The sequence below is a fragment of the Lacipirellula limnantheis genome, assembly GCF_007746075.1.
Taxonomy (GTDB): domain Bacteria; phylum Planctomycetota; class Planctomycetia; order Pirellulales; family Lacipirellulaceae; genus Lacipirellula; species Lacipirellula limnantheis.
The window spans coordinates 6,245,559-6,263,083 of sequence record NZ_CP036339.1 but is presented as its reverse complement, the minus strand read 5'-3'; the positions used below and the strand labels follow the sequence as shown (position 1 = coordinate 6,263,083).

Below are 17,525 nucleotides of genomic sequence, written 5' to 3'. Positions count from 1 at the left end.
GCGTGGAAACGCGATTAGTCCCCGGTCACTGACTGGGGGTTGAGGAGCGTCCCTCAATCAGCGGATGCAATCTTCACTTCGACTGCCCCCGCATTGTCGCCCAGCTTCGCCGGTGAGTCGTTCACCCGCAGGCAGAGTACGCCGTCACTCTTGGGCTTGATGACCGCTTCGCGGCCGATCAGCATTGGCTCCGCAAACGACGGGTCGCCTTCGCTCGGCTTCGTACTGGCGATGGCGCCGAGAAGGGCGCCCAATGGCAGGCCGTCGTGGTATTCGATGGTCACGCCATTAGGCTCGCACGGCCATGGCTCACCGTCGTTGGCAACTTGAAACCGGCCCGTCGCGGAGATGCGGTACGACTTCCCCGATTCGAGCTTCCAGCCCGTGGCCTGCCAACCGCGGTCGGCGGCGATGGAAACCGCGTTCGGACTGGTCTTCGCGGCTGGTTGTAGGGCGATGGCCATTCGCTCCAGGTCATATCCATAGTCGAGTTGGGCGATGAACGCGCTCCACTGCTGATTGAGCAGTCGCTGCTTGGGGCCGTACGTCGCTCTGAACGTTTCGTTGAATGCCGAGTCGGCGACGGAGTTTTTGAGCGACCGAAACTCCTCGCGAAACGCCGGCATCCCATCAAGCATCGCCGTCAGTGCCCAGCACCAGGCGTAATTCTCGGTATCGAGTTGCCGGCGGTTGTCGACCTCCAGCACCGCCTCGATCGGCCAGGGCTTTCCCGCCTTCACCGCGTCGCGGATGACTTTAATGCGCCCCCACATCGGCACGTCGTCTTTCGACGCCGGTAGCACGCCGATTTCGAGCCGACCGTCGCTCCAACGATGAGTGCCAAGCAACTCCGCCATCCCCTCCATGTACCAACCAGGGCCGGCGCCGCCGAGTTGGGTCTGCATGAAGGCATGCGTCCCCTCGTGCAGCAGCAGATGGCGGCGGTAGTAGTCGCTCGGCTGCTCGACGAGCCAGAATTCGAAGTTGCGGTTGTAACCGTTGACGAAATCGCGGTTCTCTGCGGGCAGTAGGTCGAGTGCGGCGAACTTCTCGCGATCGCTAATCAGGAAGCCGAGAAACTTGCCCTGGGTCGCACCTTCGTCGAGGTCGAAGTACTTCGCCCACAGCGGGATGGCGGCGTCGAAAACGGCCGGAAGTTCGTCGACCGCCGGGCTCGAGGGCAGGTCGGTAAAGATGCGAATGTGCTGTCCGGTGAGTTCGCGGATGCCGGCCGCCGCGGCGCGCTGAGCGTCCACGTTACGCGGCGGCGGTGCATCCGCGGCGTTGGCGCGTGCCGCGCTGGCAACGAGCGCCGCCGCGAGGCCGGTCGCCTGAATCAACTTGGTTATTGAAGTTCGCATCAACCTGGCAAAACAAGAACGGCCATTTAGCCGCGGGCGGAGCCCGCGAACCCGCCGCGAGCGGCGGGACGCAATGGACGCGTCGGCGTGAATGATGAAACTCGTAGCGAGAATGTTCCGGCAAGTCATCCCCCGCGCTTGCCTCCATTGTACCCACCGGGGTACAAGTCTAGGCAGCGCATCCACCGTCATCTGCCCGCGAGAATCCGCATGTCCGTTACAATCACTTGGCTCGGCCATTCCTGTTTCGCCATCGAGGCCGACGGCCAGCGGCTGCTCATCGACCCCTACCTGAACGAAAACCCTGCAGCCCCGATCAAAGCCGATAAAGCCGATGCGGACTTTATCTTGCTGACGCACGGTCACTTCGATCATGTCACCGATGCACCGGCCATCGCCAAACGCACTGGCGCCGTGGTGCTGGCTGGCTACGAGGTCACCGAATGGCTCAAACGTCAAGGCGTGGCTGAGGATAAAGTCGTCCCGATGAATCCCGGCGGCGCTGTTCAACAGCCGTTCGGTCGGGCCAAATTTACAATCGCCCATCATAGTTCCAGCACTCCCGACGGTGCGTACGGCGGCGTCCCCGGCGGGTTCCTGTTGGAGTTGGCCGGGAAGCGGCTCTACTTCGCCGGCGACACGGCCTTGTTTCTCGACATGAAGCTGATCGGCCTCGGCGGGCTCGATCTCGCCGTGCTGCCGATTGGCGACCGGTTCACGATGGGCCCCGAGGACGCGGTCGAAGCGGTCAAGTTTCTGAACCCCAAGAAGGCGGCTCCCTGCCACTACAACACCTGGCCGCCGATCGCCCAGGACGGGAACGCCTGGGCCGAGGACGTTCGCCGGCAAACCGCCGCCGATCCGATAGTAGTCGAACCAGGCGGCAGCTTCGTGGTATGATTCTTGCGGCACGGTAAATCCCTCCCGACAAGGGAGGTGTTCGCCGACCAGATTTCAAAACATCGATTGATCTATTGAACGGAACAAGAACCTATGTCGTCGCTCCTCACGCTCTGCCGCCCTCAGGTCTTGGCTTGCACGCTCCTGCTGCTCAGTGCAGAAACGACGGTTCGCGCGGCGGAAGTCCCGGCCTGGAAATTCACGCCCGGCCTGACCAACCGCTTTCAGATGAACCAGGATACGAAAGTCACCAAGACCGGCGCCGGCGGCGATATGTCGGTCGACTCGGTGCTGACGATCGACATGTCCTGGACCGTCAAGGAAGTGAAGCCCGATGGGTCGGCCGTGCTGGAACAGCGAGTTGACCGGATGAGGATGAGCATTGCGACCGCCGACGGCATGAAATCCGAGATCGATACCGACGCCAAGGAGGACCCGCAAGGTCAAGCGGCAATGGCTGCGCCGCTGCTGAAGGCGGTCACCGGCCACCCCTTCATCGTTACCATGACCCCTCGGGGCGAGGTGACCGACGTCGTCGTTCCCGAGGCCGTCGCCGAAGCGCTGAAGAATCAGCCCGGCGCCGCGCAAATGGGTGAATTGGCGAGCGCCGCCGGTTTCAAGAAGATGGTCGGCCAAGCGTCGTTTGTGCTGCCGGAGAAACTCGAAGTCGGCAAGGAATGGACCAGCACGACCGAGGCGAAACTCCCTGTCGTCGGCACGCAAACGGCGGTGACGACCTACAAGTACGAAGGCCCCGTGGATAGCGACGGGACGAAACTAGAGAAGTTCAGCGCCAAAGTTGAGGTCAGCTTTGCCGGCGGGGAGGTCACGGTGGAAGTCCCGAGTCAGGAATCCAACGGTGAAGTTCTATTCAATGGCGTCGAAGGCCGGCTGGAGCAGTCGAAGATCACGCAGGTGACGAACCTCAAGATCACCGCGGCGGGCCAAGTGGTCGAACAGAAGATCGAGCAAACGATCGGCGTGAAATGGGTGCCGAACGTCGACTAGCCGCCGGTCAACGACCGGCCGGAGCGGCGATCAAATGGGGACTGCTGATTGTGGAATGGGGCGAGGTCACGAACGCCTCCCTCATGTCCCCATTCGGCATTCCCCATTTGCCATTGTTTTTGAACCGCTCCGGCGGCTCGTTGAGCCGCGGCTACTGTGGCTTCGTCGGCGTCGTGCGGACCTGAATTTCATCCCCCACGACGCGGGTCTCGAACGCATCAATCTTGATGCGCGGATTGTCGCACCAAGTGCCGTCGCAGACCGAAAAATGCCAGGCGTGCCAGGGGCAGGTGACCACGCCTTCCGCGTCCATGTAGCCGGCGCCAAGCGATGCACCCATGTGGGGGCACAGATCGTCGATCGCGAAATACTCGCCGCCCCGATTGAAAACGGCCACCAGCCGCGCGCCGACCTGAAAGGTGCCGCCGCCCCCCTCGGGAATGGCGCCAACGCGGGCAACGGTGATAAACTCGGACATGTCGCGTAATCGCTGAGCGGAAGTTGCTACATTGAGCTTATCTCGCTCCCGGCTCGAACAACAGGGACGCCATGAAACTCATCATTTGTATGCTCGCACTCATGTCGCTCGGCGCGATCGCCTGGGCTGAAACAGGGGTGAACCGGCCAATGCTCACGTTTCACACCCGCGGCATGAAGCCGCAAACCGCCGACGGCAAGACGTTCCTGCGAACCGAGGAGACGGTCGAGTGGGATCCGCAGCGCACCGCCCTGATCGTCGTCGACATGTGGGACGATCATTGGTGCCGCGGCGCCGCCGAACGAGTGGTCGAGATGGCGGGACCTTTAAATGAGTTCGTCGCGAAGGCGCGCGACGCCGGCGTGCTGGTGGTTCACGCCCCGAGCACGTGCGTTGATTTCTACAATGACTCGCCCGCACGCCAACGTGCGATCCGCGCTCCGCATGCAACGCCGCCCGGCGAGCTTGCCGCGGAACAACGCTGGGGAACGGCGTGGGACTATCCCGATGAGCCGCGCGAACCGCCAATGCCGATCGACGACTCCGATATGGGCTGCGACTGCGCCGTGAAGTGCGAGATCAGCGCGCCCTGGAAACGCCAAATCGCCTCCATCGAGATTGACGACAAGCGCGACGCCGTGACTGACAACGGACAGGAACTCGTCAATTTGTTCGCCGAACGCGGGATCGACAATGTCATCATCTGCGGCGTCCACCTCAACATGTGCGTCCTGGGCCGACCGTTTGCGATTCGGCAGCTCGTGAAGATGGGAAAGAACGTCGTGCTGGTCCGCGACCTCACCGACACCATGTACAACCACGAAATGGCTCCGCACGTCGATCATTTCACGGGAACTGATCTGGTGGTCGAGCACGTCGAAAAATACTGGTGCCCGACGATCGTCAGCAGCGACCTGACCGGCGGCGAGCCGTTTCGGTTTGCGGCCAGCAAGTAGCCGGCGAGAAAGGCTAACCACCAAGGCACGAAGAGCACAAAGACGCACCCAGAAAGTGAAAAAAGACAGATATCCGGGAGCGTTGGCTTCGACGACGGGCTGGTCGCGATTCTTCATTTCTTGCGTTCCTTCGCGCTTCTTGGTGATCTTCGTGCCTTGGTGGCTAATCGCCCCTTCCGCAAGGCAACGAGCCGCGCTTCTGGATTCGCTCGGCGGCCAATTGCCGGTACAATAGGCAGTTCGCCATTCGGATTTCGTCATTCATCAATTCCGCTTCTGCCGCCTATGCCCGCCGACGTATCGCTCCGCGAATTCCAGCAGCTCATCCGCGGGATGTATCATGAAAAGGACGTCGCCCGCGGCGTCGACGGTACGTTCATGTGGCTGATGGAGGAGGTGGGCGAGCTCGCGGCAGCGCTGCGGGAAGGAACGCTGGAGGAACAGTCGCTCGAGTTCGCCGATGTGCTCGCCTGGCTGACGACGATTGCCAATGTCGCCGGCGTCGATCTCTCCGCAGCGGTCCAAAAGAAGTATGGCGGCGGTTGCCCCGGTTGCGGCCATCTCGTTTGCACCTGCGACGATGCGGAGAAGCCGTGAGCCGATCGCCTGTTGAGTACGTCCCCTATAGCCCCCGGCTCCGCCGGGGGGTAGCGCTGCCGACCGCAGCGGTGTGGAGCGCCGTTCGACCCCCCGGCGGAGCCGGGGGCTACATCGTCGCGCTATTCGCTCTTCTCCTTTTATTCGCCACTTCCGCGCATGCTCAAGAACGGCCGAAGCTCGAAATCCGGTCGCTCAAGCTCGGCTTCAATGGAGCTTACAAGCTCGGTTGCTGGACGCCGGCTGAAGTGACGCTTCAGGGCGGCGAAGAGAACTTCACCGGATCCATTCAACTGATTACCCCCGATGCCGAAGGCGTGCCGACTTCGGTCTTCACCGGGCCCGACCGCCCGGTCGGCGTGTTCGCCGGTAAGCCTTCGAGCGTACGCCTGTTCGTGCGTCCCGGCCAAGACGGCGGCGCCTATGAGGTTCGCGTCCTCGACGAGAATGGCAAGACGCGGGCCAGGCAACGATTCCTGCCTGGCCCCGAACCGGGCGGCGAGTTCGTCAATTACGGCAGTCCGGCGACGAACCGTTTCATCGCCACCTTTGGCATGCGGCGCGGCCTCGCCGAGTTGGCTCGAACTGACGGCAATTCAGACGGCCCACTGGCAACCCGCATCGTCGAATTCACCAGCGCCGCCGATTGGCCGACCGAGTGGTACGGCTACGAGGCGATCGACGTCCTTTGCCTCGGCAGCACCGACGCCGACATCTATCGTCCGCTCGCCGCCAGCCCGCAGCGGATCGAGGCGCTGCGCAAGTGGATCGATCTCGGCGGTCAGCTCGTGATCTTCTGCGGCGCGAACGCGCCCGAATTGATCGGACCGGAGGGCCCGCTGGCGCCGTTCGTCCCCGGGACTTACGAAGCGATGTCGACCCTGCGCGAGGCGCAGCCGATCGAAGGGTTTGCCAACGGCGCCGAATCGATCCCCGACGCCGCCAATCTGCGGTTGCAGGTCCCGAAACTTACCGACGTCAACGGACAGATCCTCGCCTTTTCGGGTTCGAAGTCGACTGACATGCCCTTGGTGATTCGGGCGCGGCAGGGACTGGGCGAAGTGACGTTCGTCGCGTTCGATCCCGACGCGCCGCCGATCGTCGATTGGGCCGGCCGGCCGAATGTGCTCCGTCAGGCGCTGCAGTGGTCGGCGAGCCCAGCCAACGACCAGAACGACTATGGCTATCAAGACGATTTGATCGATCGCCTGCGTCGTTCGCTCGACGTGGCGTTCCAAGGAATCACGCCGGCGCCCTTCGGGTTGGTCGCCCTGCTGGTAATCGGCTACATCCTGCTGATCGGCCCGGGCGATTACTTCTTGGTGAAGCGGCTGCTGAAGCGGATGGAGTTGACATGGATCACCTTCCCGCTGATCGTCGTCGGCGTTTCGGCCGCCGCGTATTGGGCGGCCCACTGGATGAAAGGAGACAGCCTCCGCGTAAATCAAGTCGAGTTCGTCGACGTTGATCTCGCCGCCGGGACGGCGCGCGGCACGGTTTACACCCACTTCTTCAGCCCGCGCGTCGAGCGCTACGATCTCGCCCTCGCTCCCAACTTCGCCGGCAAGCCGATCGGCGAGCCGGGTCGTCCCGACCCCGGCGCGGGCCAGTCCCAACTCGTTGCGTGGCTCGGCGCCACTGGCTATGGCCTCGACGGCATGCGCAGCAGCGGCGCACAGTCGACGCTCTTCGAACGCGGCTACGCCTTCAGTCCGCCCCTCACCGAGATCGTCGGTCTGCCCGTGCAAGAGTGGTCGACGCGCACGCTCGTCGGCCGCTGGACCGGCGAACTCCTTGAACCCATCGCCGCCGAGCTTCGCACCCTCGACGACGACCTGCTCGCCGGCCACTTTACCAATCGGACCGGCGTCGAGCTGCAAGACTGCGTCTTGATGCACGGCAACCTCGCCTATGCGCTGCCGAATCTGGCCAACGGCGCCGTCGCGACGATCGACGACACGCTGCAACCGACTCGCGTCAAGACGGCTCTGCTCGCTGCGGCGGGCAAGCAGGACGCCCTCCCGGCAGCCCCGAACGAAGGGCCTGCGCGGCTGGAGCTCCATAGCACCGACGTGCCGCAGCTCGCCACGGCCATGATGTTCCACGACGTCCTCGGCGCGGAATCTTACTCCCAGGGTCCCAGTCGTTATCAGTCCTTTCTCGACATGAGCCGGCTGTTGCGCGGGAACCAAGCCATCCTTCTGGCCCGCGCCGCGAACGTCGCCGGCTCGAACTGGACCGACGGCGAAAGCCCGCTCGCCAGCGACCAGGATCGCCGCTGGGTCTACTACCGGTTTGTGATTCCTTTAGAGGATGAATAACGAGGGTTCAGGGTTCGGGGTTCCGTTGCGAACCTCGACCTCCACGTCATTACTGAACCCTGAACCCCGACCCCTGAACCCTCCCATGATCGAAGCCCGCGACCTCACCAAAAAATACGGCGAGCTCTACGCCATCCATAAGATCGACTTGAAGCTCGAACGCGGCGACGTGTTCGGGTTCATCGGCCCCAACGGAGCCGGCAAGACGACGACGATGCGGATCCTCGCGACGCTGCTCAACCCCACTTGGGGCGAGGCCTACGTCGGCGGCTATTCGATCTACTCGAAGCCAAAGGAAATCCGCCGCATCATCGGCTACATGCCCGACTTCTTCGGGGTGTACGACAACATGAAGGTGATCGAGTACCTCGAGTTCTTCGCCGCCGCCTATCGCATCAAAGGCGCCGCGCGGCGGAAGATCTGCGACGAGGTGCTCGAGTTGGTCGATCTTGGCTACAAACGCGAAGCGCTCGTCACCAGCTTGTCGCGCGGCATGACGCAACGTCTCGGCCTCGCGCGCGTATTGCTCCACGATCCGCAGGTGCTGCTGCTCGACGAGCCGGCCAGCGGTCTCGACCCGCGAGCCCGCATCGAGATTCGCGGCCTGCTCAAAGAGCTCCGCAACATGGGCAAGACGATCATGGTGTCCAGCCACATCCTGCCCGAGCTTGCCGACATCTGCAACAAGGTCGGCATCATCGAACGGGGCGAGTTGCACTACAACGACACCGTCGACGAACTGATGAAACTCGTTCGCCAGCAAACGGTGCTGCGAATCGGCATCGCCGGCAACAGCGACGCGGCGGCGAAGCTGATCGAGCAGTCGAGCTACGTCGAAAAGGTTGAAGCCCACGAAGGGCAGCTGCGAGTCACGCTCACCACGGGCGAGCATGACTACAGCGAGCTGTCGAAGGCCCTCGTCGACGCCGGCCATCGGCTGACTCGGCTGACCGAGGAGGAGATCAATCTCGAAACGGCGTTTATGGCGCTGACCAAGGGAATTACGTCGTAAACGCAGCGGCCGGAGACCAATTGACAAGGGGCCCCGCATGGCGGAAAATTCTCGATTCACGCCACTTACGCCCCGTTCGTCTAGTGGCCCAGGACAGCGCCCTCTCACGGCGCAGACAGGGGTTCGACTCCCCTACGGGGTACTCTGATCGCTTGTGCAGTATCGCGTGCAGGCGCATGAGATCGCACTTCAGCCCGGTTTTTCCGGGCTTTTTTTGTAGTCTGCGCTCGTATGCGACTCTCCGCGACTGGATGTTGCGTCGCATTTTGCCCCACGTTATGAACATCGAGTGAGCCGCATTTCGCGCCGCCTTGGCTTCCTTCATCTGAGACTACCCCCTCGGCCCTCACGTCCGTCGCCGTCGCCGCGATTCTCTCTGACATGGACGCGGACATCGTCGCCCTGGAAGTTACGCTATCCAAAGCCCGCCAGCTCGAGCAGGGCATGATGCAAGAGCTCCTCACCGGCAAAACGCGACTCGTCCCCCCGCAGGGTCCGCCGCATGAATTCCGCCGCTCCCAGCCACGACCCCGGCGGCAAGGTTCGCCCCATGTGGCCCGCCGACTCGGTTGTCACCGCCCGCTTCTCCGACTGCCAGCGCTATCGCTACCAACTCCGCGAGATTTGGGATCCCGCGCTGCCGCTTGTCCTCTGGCTGCTGATGAACCCCAGCGTCGCCTGCCTCGACTATGCCGATCCCACGCTCCGCAAGACCGGCAAGTTCGCCCGCGCCTGGGGCTACGGCGGCCAACTGGTCGGCAACGTCCACGCCTACCGCGCCACCGACAAGCTGCGACTGCTGGAAGTCGCCGACCCCGTCGGCCCCGACAACGACCGCCTCATCCTGGCCATGGCCGCCGAGGCGCAGACCGTCGTCCTCGCCTTTGGGCAGCCGCCGAAGGCGTTGCGGCAGCGGGGGCAGGACCTCGTCGGCCTGCTCAGCCGCCATAGGGATCTCTGTTATCTGCGTCTTGCCAAGGACGGGACGCCGGTTCACCCGCTCTACTTGCCCGATTCGCTTCGACCTCAATGCTACCCCGCGAAGGGATGAGCTTCGACGTCTCCATGGCGCCTCCGTGCATCAGCAGCCGGCAAGTTGGCGGGAACGCCAATCATAGATCGTTGACCCCATCGCGGATGTCATCGTCCGATGGGTCATCGCTGCGGTAGAACGCTTTTGCGATGTGAACTCGCTTCGCTTCACTGTAGGCGACGACGACCAGGCGCACGCCCCCGCTCTTCCCGCAGCAGGGGTACGCCCAGCGCACCTTAAGCACCTTGCCGGCGCGCGGCGCTGCTTTGAGCGGCGAGATGGCGTTTGCTAGCGAACCGTTGCAGCCGCCGGTCGAGAAGTACCCACAGAGGAACTTTTGGAGCGCCTTCTTCTGCTCCAAGTACGCCTCAGGAGTCATGTGGTTGCGCAAATCGAAAAGGACATCCGCACGCGCCGTGAATTGCGCAACGTTCCCTGGGTGGATTGAGAATTCCATCGCACAACGACGCAGTGCCGAACTCAATCGGCGGTGGGGACGCTAGGTCGGCGTCGCTCGACATCTCCAAGCGAACGGGCGGCGATTAATCTGTGCCCTTGCAATTACTCGATACCCCATGCTCAGCTACCTTCGCTACGCCCTGGCGACGTTCAGCTTAGCGGCGAGCGTCGGTTTGCTTGGCGTTTTGGAGGAATGTAGCACTCTTCGACGTAGTGCATGCCGCGACGGCGTACTCAGGTTCAAAGACGCTCAATGCTGAAGTAGTCGACGGAATCGTTTTCGCATCGTTAGTGCCTGGAAGGCCAACCGATGATGGTTGGTTTGTCGATTCGTTCCGGTTAGGCGAAACCGGATGTTCTAACCTCCAACAACATATTGTTGGGCAGCAGGGTCAATTTGGTTCACCTGCCAATGGCGTCTACTTCCCCCTCTGGTATCCCGCCCTCATCTTCGCCCTCGCCGGCATCGCGGCGTTAAGACTCGGCCGCCGCTCTACGCTCCGCTCGGCGATCATCGCCACGACGATCGTGACTGGGCTGCTGGGGATGGCGGTGATTCTGTAGGAAGTTGGTTCGGCGACGATTAGAATCGGGGCATGGCGCGACCAGGCTTCCAGTTGTCTCTTCGCTTCTTCCTGTTCGTGCTCACTCCTGTCGTTGCGCTGGCTGCGTGGATTTTCCCCGCATTGAACTCTCTGGCGGTTCTCGTCTTAGCGGGGTACGCATTGTTGGCCGTCCTTTTCGTCAAGGTTTTCCGAACTCCTCCTTGACCAGGACGGAACGTTGGACGCTTAACCCTCACGCGGCTGCCAGCGACTCCGTCGCCCAGTTCGCAGGTGCGTCGCGTCGCTCGACGCTTCCTCAGAGAGAGGAGCCCTTGATCCATGCCAGCGGCGTGCCGCGGGATTCGTGAATCATCCCCCGAAAAGGTTACTCCACCTCACGGCTGGCAGTGCTATACTGCAGGCGTACGAGCTGAAGCCACTTGGCTCCCTAAGCCGTTGCTCACCGCAGCGACCGATTGATCGTTCATCGCCGGCCAAGTTCAGCGCACGTTTTGCCGTAGGCAATTCTCATGGCCTCTCCACCCTGCGGCTCGTGCTTAGGCACGGGTCGTTGCCCGCAATGCATGGGCGTCGGGTCGTTTCCTTCCGAAGACCAGAGCGACCCGGCACGCCGGCGCGCCTGCCGGACCTGTCACGCCTCGGGGCGCTGCAAGGAGTGTAGCTCATCGACTGCGGGCCTGGCGAGCGCCTGCGCGGCTCGCACGCCGAACGCTAGAGTCAAGCAGGGAGGCGTCGCCTAGGACGATTTTCGCTCAAACAGCACGGCGACAATCCATAGCAAGCCTGCCACCGGCGCGATGATGGCTGCCGTCAGCTTGTACGGGTTGTGCATGAACCACATGACGGGAACGCACCCGACTAGGATGACCTGGAGGGCGAGAACCAGAAGATTATGGCGTCGTAACACGCTTCTCACTCTACCACTCACGGGCCGACGGGCAACACGTTCGTCGTGGCTCACGCCGCTTTGAGCGACGCGTCTAGGAGTAAGCATCAGTAACTGGGGGCGAGCTGTCTTCACGCCCGTGGCGCAACCTGAAAGGTCAGGAGTGCGAACACGCAAATCGACTTCAATCGGGAGTGCTGCGGTACCGCGCGCCCGCAGCCGCACACGGCGCTGTGCGCCGTGAACTTTCTTGAAGGCTGTCTCCCCCTACAGGTGCGTGCCAGACGCGCAGAGTTCCCGGCATAAGTTGTGCACGTCAACTGAGCGTAGCGGCTCACGGCAGCATTCCCGGGGCGTTACACGATTCCAGCAACAGGAGACGCCATGAAAGGTTTTGTACAGGATATCGAAGAGTTAGCCGTCAAAAATGACGAGTTCCGCCGCGTGCTGTACACGGCGAAGAACTGTCAACTTGTCGTGATGTCATTAGAGCCCGGAGCAGAGATCGGGATGGAAGTCCACAAGCTCGACCAATTTTTTCGAGTCGAGAAGGGAAGCGGCGAAGCGATTCTTGACGGGATATCGACGGCGATCCGAGAGGGCTTCGCGATCGTCGTCCCCGCCGGAACCAACCATAACATCGTCAATACGGGCAGCACCCCGCTGAAACTCTACACGCTCTACGCGCCGCCGAATCATCGCGATGGCGTCGTCCACCACACGCGCGAAGACGCCGAAGCGGATAACGAGCATTTCGACGGCAAGACGACGGAAGACGAAGCCATCCTGGCCCGCGACGACCGGGACAAGTGAGATTCCTTTTCATCCGGCGCCTTGGAGCCAGATGGGGCATCTTCGCGCGACCATGGGAACCGATCGACTTCTTAGCGGCGACAACTTAGCGGCGACGACGGCAAGGCGGCGCGAACACTTTGAGCCGTACTTCCGCAAGCAAACCACCTCTCGGCCCGTCGGTTTAGCTAGCGGAACGGGGTTTTCGACAGAGCGGTCCTGACACCCTTTGAAACGGCCGGCGCGACACTGATCGATCGCCCCTTCACCAGTGAGATCAACGGAGCGCCGCACGACCGCCGAGGCCCACGATCGCCCCGACCGCCCCGCCAATGAGGTGGGCCGAAGCGAGCGGTACGAACCCGGCCGCGGAACTATCTACGAACAGCGTCGTCCCCGTCGCCGATTCGTACGCTGCCTTCGCTAGAAACGCCGCCCCTGCCGTGACGGCGACGGCGCCCAGCTTCCAGCGGCCGTTGCGCCGCGATTGGCGCCAGATCATCGCGGCCAGCAGCGTAAACAGGGCCGAGTCGAGTCCGCTCAACCCGCGATACGTCGCCACTTGCGGCTGGAACAGGAGCAGTGCCGCCGAAATCGCCGTCGTGGCTCCCAACAGCGTCGCGACCGTTCGGCCAACGCTTCGCCACACGCACGCGATCCCGAGTAACAGGAACGTCGCTGCATCCCAAAAGAGATGATCAAAATTCCAATGCGTCAGGTGGCCGGTGAGGAGCCGACTCCACTCGCCGTCAAGGATCGCCTCGCGATCGTACTCCCAAGCTTCGCCGGCGAGCGGCGTCGCCCAGGCGACCACCGCCATCCCCAGAAGAGCGAGGACTACCAGTCCTCCTCCCTTAAGGGAAGGAGTCATGCGATCGACTTGTGATGATTCCACTAAGCTGTTCGCACAATCTTGTTCGATGTTTCTCAGCTTCAACGCGGCCACGGTATTCATTCTTCTCACCAAATTCTTTCGTGTCCGTTCGTGTGTTTCGTGGTAAAGAATCGCATCCAAGAAAAAACGGATGGCGACGCCGCTTGTCGAGCCAGAGAGCAACCAACTGGCCGCGGCAAGCCGGTCGCCGCCACCCTCACCACTGGCGTCTAGCTACGCCGTCGTTTCATCGAATCTGGTCGCGACTTTCGGCCGGCGCGGCCGGCTGGTCCAGACGCCGTACCCGCCGACCACCAGTAGCAGTCCGCCGGTGAGCGGGTCGATCGCTCCGCCTCCTCCTCCACCGCTGTCGTTATTGCGACTCGGCGAGGCGCCAGCGTTGAAGTCGAATCCACGCGATTGACGTGGCGCTGGTCGAGACGCGGGCGAGTCAGGCGTGACAGGCGAGTTGGCAGCGAGCGGCTGATTGGCGTTCTGGTTCGGTTGGCCGCTCACTTCGTCAATCCGCTTCTCAACTCCCTCGGGGCCAAGCTGGGCGAGCGCTTCTTCGCGCATCTGCTGCAGCGCCGCGCGGCGAGCTTCGAGCGCGGCCCCATCACGGCCCATTCGTTTCTCGTTCTTCCGTTCGATCGACCAGCGTTGATACTCGGCGTCGTTCTCCAGCACGATGAACGAGGCGTACTCGCTGACGATCGAGTAGCTTTCGCATAGCTCGACGATCTTGTCGCGGAGCGAGCCAGGAGCGCCGTTGCGGCGTTCGTCGTCCATCAGCCGGGCAACGCGATGCGAAGCCCAAGCACGCTCGATCTCCGGATTGGCGTCGTCGACCTGCGGAAGGTCGGTCTCGAAAGACTCGTTGACCTGCTTGCCCAGAACTTCGGCATTGACGTTTACCTTGAGCTCGCCGCCGTTGCGGTAGCGACCGAAGACGCGAACCGGCGAACCATGATATAGGTCGGGTAACGTCTGCGGTTCAACGTCGTATACGTCGGCCCCAGCGAACTGCAGTTTCAGCTGTGACATCGCTGGCCGCGTCAACTTGCGACGGAATGCCTGGGCCTGCCGCTGGAAGTCGTCGCCCGGCGAGAGGAACGCCGCGAGGCCGCCCGACTCACGAGCCAGTTGCTCCAAGAGCGGCCTGTTCACCTCGTTGCCCACGCCGATCGAGAAGACCCGCGATCCGGCGGGACGATTGGCGATCAGTTCGAGCAGTTCGCGATGTTCGCCCGACTCGGTGATGCCGTCTGACAGGAGGACGACGTTGAGTTGACGATCAGCGTCGCGATACTTGTACGCCGTCTGCAGGGCAGGGCGGAGGATCGTCCCGCCGCGCGCCTGCTGCGAGTTCAGGAACTCGACGGCTGCCTTGTGGCCGGCTTCATCCGCCGGCTTCAGCTCGTTGAAGAGCAGATTCGGCTGGAGGTTAAACGTCATCACCTCCATGCGATCCTCCGGGCCGAGGGCTTCGATGAATGATTCGATCGAACGCCGCGAGGTCCCCAGCTTGCCGTCGAGAGCCATGCTTCCCGACACGTCGAGGACGAAGACGTAGTCCATTCCCTTTTCTTGTTGCTCCAGCTCCTTCCCGGCCGTCATCGTGATCATGAAGTAGCCGTCGTCGTTAGCCTCTTTCGAGGTGATGAGATCGATCCCCGATTGCGGTCGCTCGAGGTTGTACGAGACGACCACGTCGCGGCTCAGGTCGCCGCCGTCGACTTCAAGACTCGCCTGCGAATAGCCCTCGCTATGCTTGGCGATCACAAATTCCTCGCCATGCGACGGGCTCTCCATCTGCACGATCGGGACTTCGCTCTTTGCTTCGAGCGAGAAGCTGAACCGGCCCGACGTCCGCTCGTTGACGCGGCGACCGTCGACGGTGGTGGCGAGGGGATAGACATACGTCGCCCAATCGTGATCGACTTCCAGCTCCTGGGAATAGGTCACTTTCACCCGCTGTTCTCCGCGGGCCGGGATCGGGAAGATCCGCATTTCGAACCGCTTGTAGTTCACTTGCTCCAAGAGGCCGGGGTCGCGCTTCACTTGCTTGTAACTGTTGTAGATCTGGCGGGCTCGTTCCTTCTCGACGACCTCGCCGATCATCTCCTGGCCGTTGATCCACATGCTGAAGTTGGCGACGCTCGCGTTCTTCGGCACGGGGAAGACGTACAGGGCCTCGACAATGCGGTCTTCCTTGTTGACGAAGACCTGTTCGACCTCGGTCACCGCGACTCCGTTGTTGACCATGACGCGAACGTCGTGCTCCTTCGTTTCGAGAACGCCGCCGAGTCCGCCGTCGGCGATCAGTTGGCCGGCGGCGAAGACGGGGGAGGCCAGGGCCATGAGGACCATCAGCGTGGCCGCGGCGACGGCCGCGATGGCGACAGATTTCAGATCTTTGGCGGGCATCTTGCGAACTCCTATCCGGGAGGGAGGGGCCGCGGATCACTCCGCGACAGCCGGTCGGCCACACTGGTCGACGTTGGCTGGAGTTCGCTAATGCAAGCAAGGGGCCGGAATTCATGAAAAGCTGTAACGCCTTTTTATTAAGAGACTTATGGATTTTTCTATGGTCTGGGTGGGTTCAGTTCAGATCTTCCGATGCTACACTCAATGCAGGATCACCAGCATTAAATGTCGGCGAAGTGGAAATGGCGCTCTTCACCCCCGGCCAACGCCAGCTTGCCACGGCCATCTCTCGGCTGGGCTACGTCAACCCATTTCAGATGGAACGGGTCGAGCTCGAACGCCAAATCCTCGGCGACCAGTTCAGCGGCCCCCAAGCAGTCTGGAGCCTACAACTTGCCGCGGCGGCGCCCGATCCTAACTACCAGCGGATAGCGTTGCTGGCAGGAACGCTTGTGCGCGACGCCGCGGGGCGACTCGCCGAAGGCGCCAGGGCCGATGAGCGCGACGTGGAGCTTTACGCCGACGCCGTCCTGTATCACCTGTTCGACGCCTACCGCATCGAGCTGCAGCAGATGATCGAAGCCGCCCACGCCGGCCGACCCGCGGCCCCGGTCAGCTTCTGGAGGAAGTTTCGCGACGAAGTCAGCCGCTATTTCACTCCCGGAGGCCGGCAACTCGGCATTGGCTACGATCCTTGCCATATGCTCGCTTGTTACTTCCAGCTGCGGCGAGCTTTCTTCCACGTCTTCTTCTTCATCGTCGGCCGCTCGCCCGCGGCTGCGCGGCTACGAAGCATGGTGTGGGAGTCGATCTTCACCCATGACTTGCGGCGCTATCAGCGTTCGATCTATCGCTGTCTGGGGGATGTGACGACGCTTATTACCGGTCCCTCCGGCACCGGCAAGGAACTGGTGGCCCGCGCGATCGGGCTCTCGCGCTACATTCCGTTCGATGGCGAGCGCGGGCGGTTCGTCGAAGAGTTTTGCGCCGGGTTCCATCCCGTGAACCTTTCCGCGCTGTCGCCAACGCTCATCGAGTCCGAACTCTTCGGTCATCGTCGGGGAGCATTTACGGGCGCCGTCGCTGATCGCGTCGGTTGGCTAGAAACGTGCCCCGAGCATGGCGCCGTGTTCCTCGACGAAATCGGGGAACTTGACGCGTCGATTCAAGTGAAACTCCTGCGGGTGCTCCAAAGCCGGATGTTCCAGCGACTCGGCGACACCGCCGAGCGGCGCTTTTCAGGAAAAGTCATCGCCGCCACGAATCGCAACCTCGTCGCCGAGATAGACGCCGGCCGCTTCCGCGAGGACTTTTACTATCGTTTGTGTGCTGATCGCATTACGACCCCGACGCTGCGCGAGCAGCTCGACGAAGCGCCGGATGACTTGGAGCACCTGTTGGTGATGAGCGCCCGTCGCGTGGCCCCCGAAGAAGCCGAATCGCTGGCGACGGAAGTCGCGGAGTGGATCAACAAGCACCTGGGCCCGCGCTACCCGTGGCCGGGGAACGTGCGCGAGCTCGAACAATGCTTCCGCAACGTGATGATCCATGGCGCCTACACGCCGGCGAGTACGGCGAAGGGGACGGGAGACGATTGGGAGTCGACCGCTCGCTCGATTCGCGGCGGAGAGCTAAGTGCGGAAGAACTGTTGCGGCGTTATTGCAAAATCGTCCACGCCCACTGTGGTAGTTACGAACAAACGGCCAAGCGCACGGGCCTCGACTGGCGCACCGTAAAGAAGAAGCTCAGTGAATAGTGGCGGGTCAACGACTCGCCGAGTAATTCATGGCCGTGCTCGTGGCGGTCGTTTTTCGGTCCCAGCGGGGCGTGTGACGACGGCCCAGCGTTTCAACG

17 protein-coding genes and 1 tRNA gene are annotated in these 17,525 nt (G+C 62.4%); 12 read left to right on the top strand and 6 right to left on the bottom strand.

Annotated elements, in window-relative coordinates; all coding sequences use genetic code 11:
- Nucleotides 1-53: 53 nt before the first annotated feature.
- A complete protein-coding gene (locus I41_RS24465) occupies nucleotides 54-1,361 on the bottom strand; it encodes a hypothetical protein (RefSeq protein ID WP_145435646.1) in 1,308 nt (435 codons plus the stop codon).
- 210 nt (nucleotides 1,362-1,571) lie between these two features.
- On the opposite strand from I41_RS24465, the gene I41_RS24460 reads away from it, so the two are divergent.
- The 3 genes from I41_RS24460 (at nucleotide 1,572) to I41_RS24450 (ending at nucleotide 3,454) form a co-directional block, all read left to right on the top strand.
- Nucleotides 1,572-2,261 (top strand): metal-dependent hydrolase, encoded by a 690-nt coding sequence (locus I41_RS24460; protein ID WP_145435645.1) that lies wholly within the window; start codon nucleotides 1,572-1,574, stop codon nucleotides 2,259-2,261.
- 93 nt (nucleotides 2,262-2,354) lie between these two features.
- Entirely contained in the window at nucleotides 2,355-3,269 is a 915-nt protein-coding gene (locus I41_RS24455; protein ID WP_145435644.1) for a DUF6263 family protein, read from the top strand.
- Nucleotides 3,248-3,454: a hypothetical protein gene (locus I41_RS24450; protein WP_145435643.1), complete on the top strand. Its 207-nt coding sequence runs from the start codon at nucleotides 3,248-3,250 to the stop codon at nucleotides 3,452-3,454. The genes I41_RS24455 and I41_RS24450 overlap by 22 nt, the downstream gene beginning before the upstream one ends.
- Here I41_RS24450 and I41_RS24445 read toward each other — a convergent pair.
- Nucleotides 3,421-3,747, bottom strand: a complete 327-nt coding sequence (locus I41_RS24445; protein ID WP_145435642.1) for a Rieske (2Fe-2S) protein — start codon at nucleotides 3,745-3,747, stop codon at nucleotides 3,421-3,423. The genes I41_RS24450 and I41_RS24445 overlap by 34 nt on opposite strands.
- Before the next feature lie 71 nt (nucleotides 3,748-3,818).
- Between I41_RS24445 and I41_RS24440 the strand changes: the two genes are divergently transcribed.
- From I41_RS24440 to I41_RS24410, 6 genes are all read left to right on the top strand, one after another.
- The gene (locus I41_RS24440) at nucleotides 3,819-4,703 is read left to right on the top strand and encodes an isochorismatase family protein (protein ID WP_210421062.1); all 885 of its coding nucleotides are present in this window, start codon (nucleotides 3,819-3,821) and stop codon (nucleotides 4,701-4,703) included.
- Between the two features lie 285 nt (nucleotides 4,704-4,988).
- Nucleotides 4,989-5,300, top strand: a complete 312-nt coding sequence (locus I41_RS24435) for a MazG nucleotide pyrophosphohydrolase domain-containing protein (protein WP_145435641.1) — start codon at nucleotides 4,989-4,991, stop codon at nucleotides 5,298-5,300.
- Nucleotides 5,297-7,621 carry a hypothetical protein gene (locus I41_RS24430; RefSeq protein ID WP_145435640.1) on the top strand — a complete coding sequence of 775 codons (2,325 nt, stop codon included), beginning with the start codon at nucleotides 5,297-5,299 and terminating at the stop codon, nucleotides 7,619-7,621. The genes I41_RS24435 and I41_RS24430 overlap by 4 nt, the downstream gene beginning before the upstream one ends.
- An 85-nt stretch (nucleotides 7,622-7,706) precedes the next feature.
- The gene (locus tag I41_RS24425; protein ID WP_145435639.1) at nucleotides 7,707-8,633 is read left to right on the top strand and encodes an ABC transporter ATP-binding protein; all 927 of its coding nucleotides are present in this window, start codon (nucleotides 7,707-7,709) and stop codon (nucleotides 8,631-8,633) included.
- Nucleotides 8,634-8,702: 69 nt separating this feature from the next.
- A tRNA-Glu gene (locus tag I41_RS24420) sits at nucleotides 8,703-8,775 on the top strand.
- A gap of 360 nt (nucleotides 8,776-9,135) precedes the next feature.
- On the top strand, nucleotides 9,136-9,684 hold the full coding sequence (locus tag I41_RS24410) for a DUF1643 domain-containing protein (RefSeq protein WP_145435638.1): 549 nt from the start codon (nucleotides 9,136-9,138) through the stop codon (nucleotides 9,682-9,684).
- A gap of 61 nt (nucleotides 9,685-9,745) precedes the next feature.
- On the opposite strand, the gene I41_RS24405 is transcribed toward I41_RS24410, so the two are convergent.
- Entirely contained in the window at nucleotides 9,746-10,123 is a 378-nt protein-coding gene (locus I41_RS24405; RefSeq protein ID WP_145435637.1) for a hypothetical protein, read from the bottom strand.
- 293 nt (nucleotides 10,124-10,416) lie between these two features.
- On the opposite strand from I41_RS24405, the gene I41_RS24400 reads away from it, so the two are divergent.
- Nucleotides 10,417-10,689 carry a hypothetical protein gene (locus tag I41_RS24400; RefSeq protein ID WP_145435636.1) on the top strand — a complete coding sequence of 91 codons (273 nt, stop codon included), beginning with the start codon at nucleotides 10,417-10,419 and terminating at the stop codon, nucleotides 10,687-10,689.
- A gap of 738 nt (nucleotides 10,690-11,427) precedes the next feature.
- Here I41_RS24400 and I41_RS27590 read toward each other — a convergent pair.
- On the bottom strand, nucleotides 11,428-11,598 hold the full coding sequence (locus I41_RS27590) for a hypothetical protein (protein ID WP_168206815.1): 171 nt from the start codon (nucleotides 11,596-11,598) through the stop codon (nucleotides 11,428-11,430).
- A gap of 363 nt (nucleotides 11,599-11,961) precedes the next feature.
- Between I41_RS27590 and I41_RS24395 the strand changes: the two genes are divergently transcribed.
- On the top strand, nucleotides 11,962-12,390 hold the full coding sequence (locus I41_RS24395) for a cupin domain-containing protein (protein WP_145435635.1): 429 nt from the start codon (nucleotides 11,962-11,964) through the stop codon (nucleotides 12,388-12,390).
- 256 nt (nucleotides 12,391-12,646) lie between these two features.
- On the opposite strand, the gene rrtA is transcribed toward I41_RS24395, so the two are convergent.
- Entirely contained in the window at nucleotides 12,647-13,240 is a 594-nt protein-coding gene (gene rrtA / locus I41_RS24390) for a rhombosortase (RefSeq protein WP_168207136.1), read from the bottom strand.
- Nucleotides 13,241-13,477: 237 nt separating this feature from the next.
- A complete protein-coding gene (locus tag I41_RS24385; protein WP_145435633.1) occupies nucleotides 13,478-15,670 on the bottom strand; it encodes a VIT and vWA domain-containing protein in 2,193 nt (730 codons plus the stop codon).
- 242 nt (nucleotides 15,671-15,912) lie between these two features.
- Here I41_RS24385 and I41_RS24380 point away from each other — a divergent pair, with 242 nt between their 5' ends.
- Nucleotides 15,913-17,427: a sigma 54-interacting transcriptional regulator gene (locus I41_RS24380; protein WP_145435632.1), complete on the top strand. Its 1,515-nt coding sequence runs from the start codon at nucleotides 15,913-15,915 to the stop codon at nucleotides 17,425-17,427.
- The last annotated feature ends 98 nt before the right edge of the window (nucleotides 17,428-17,525 follow it).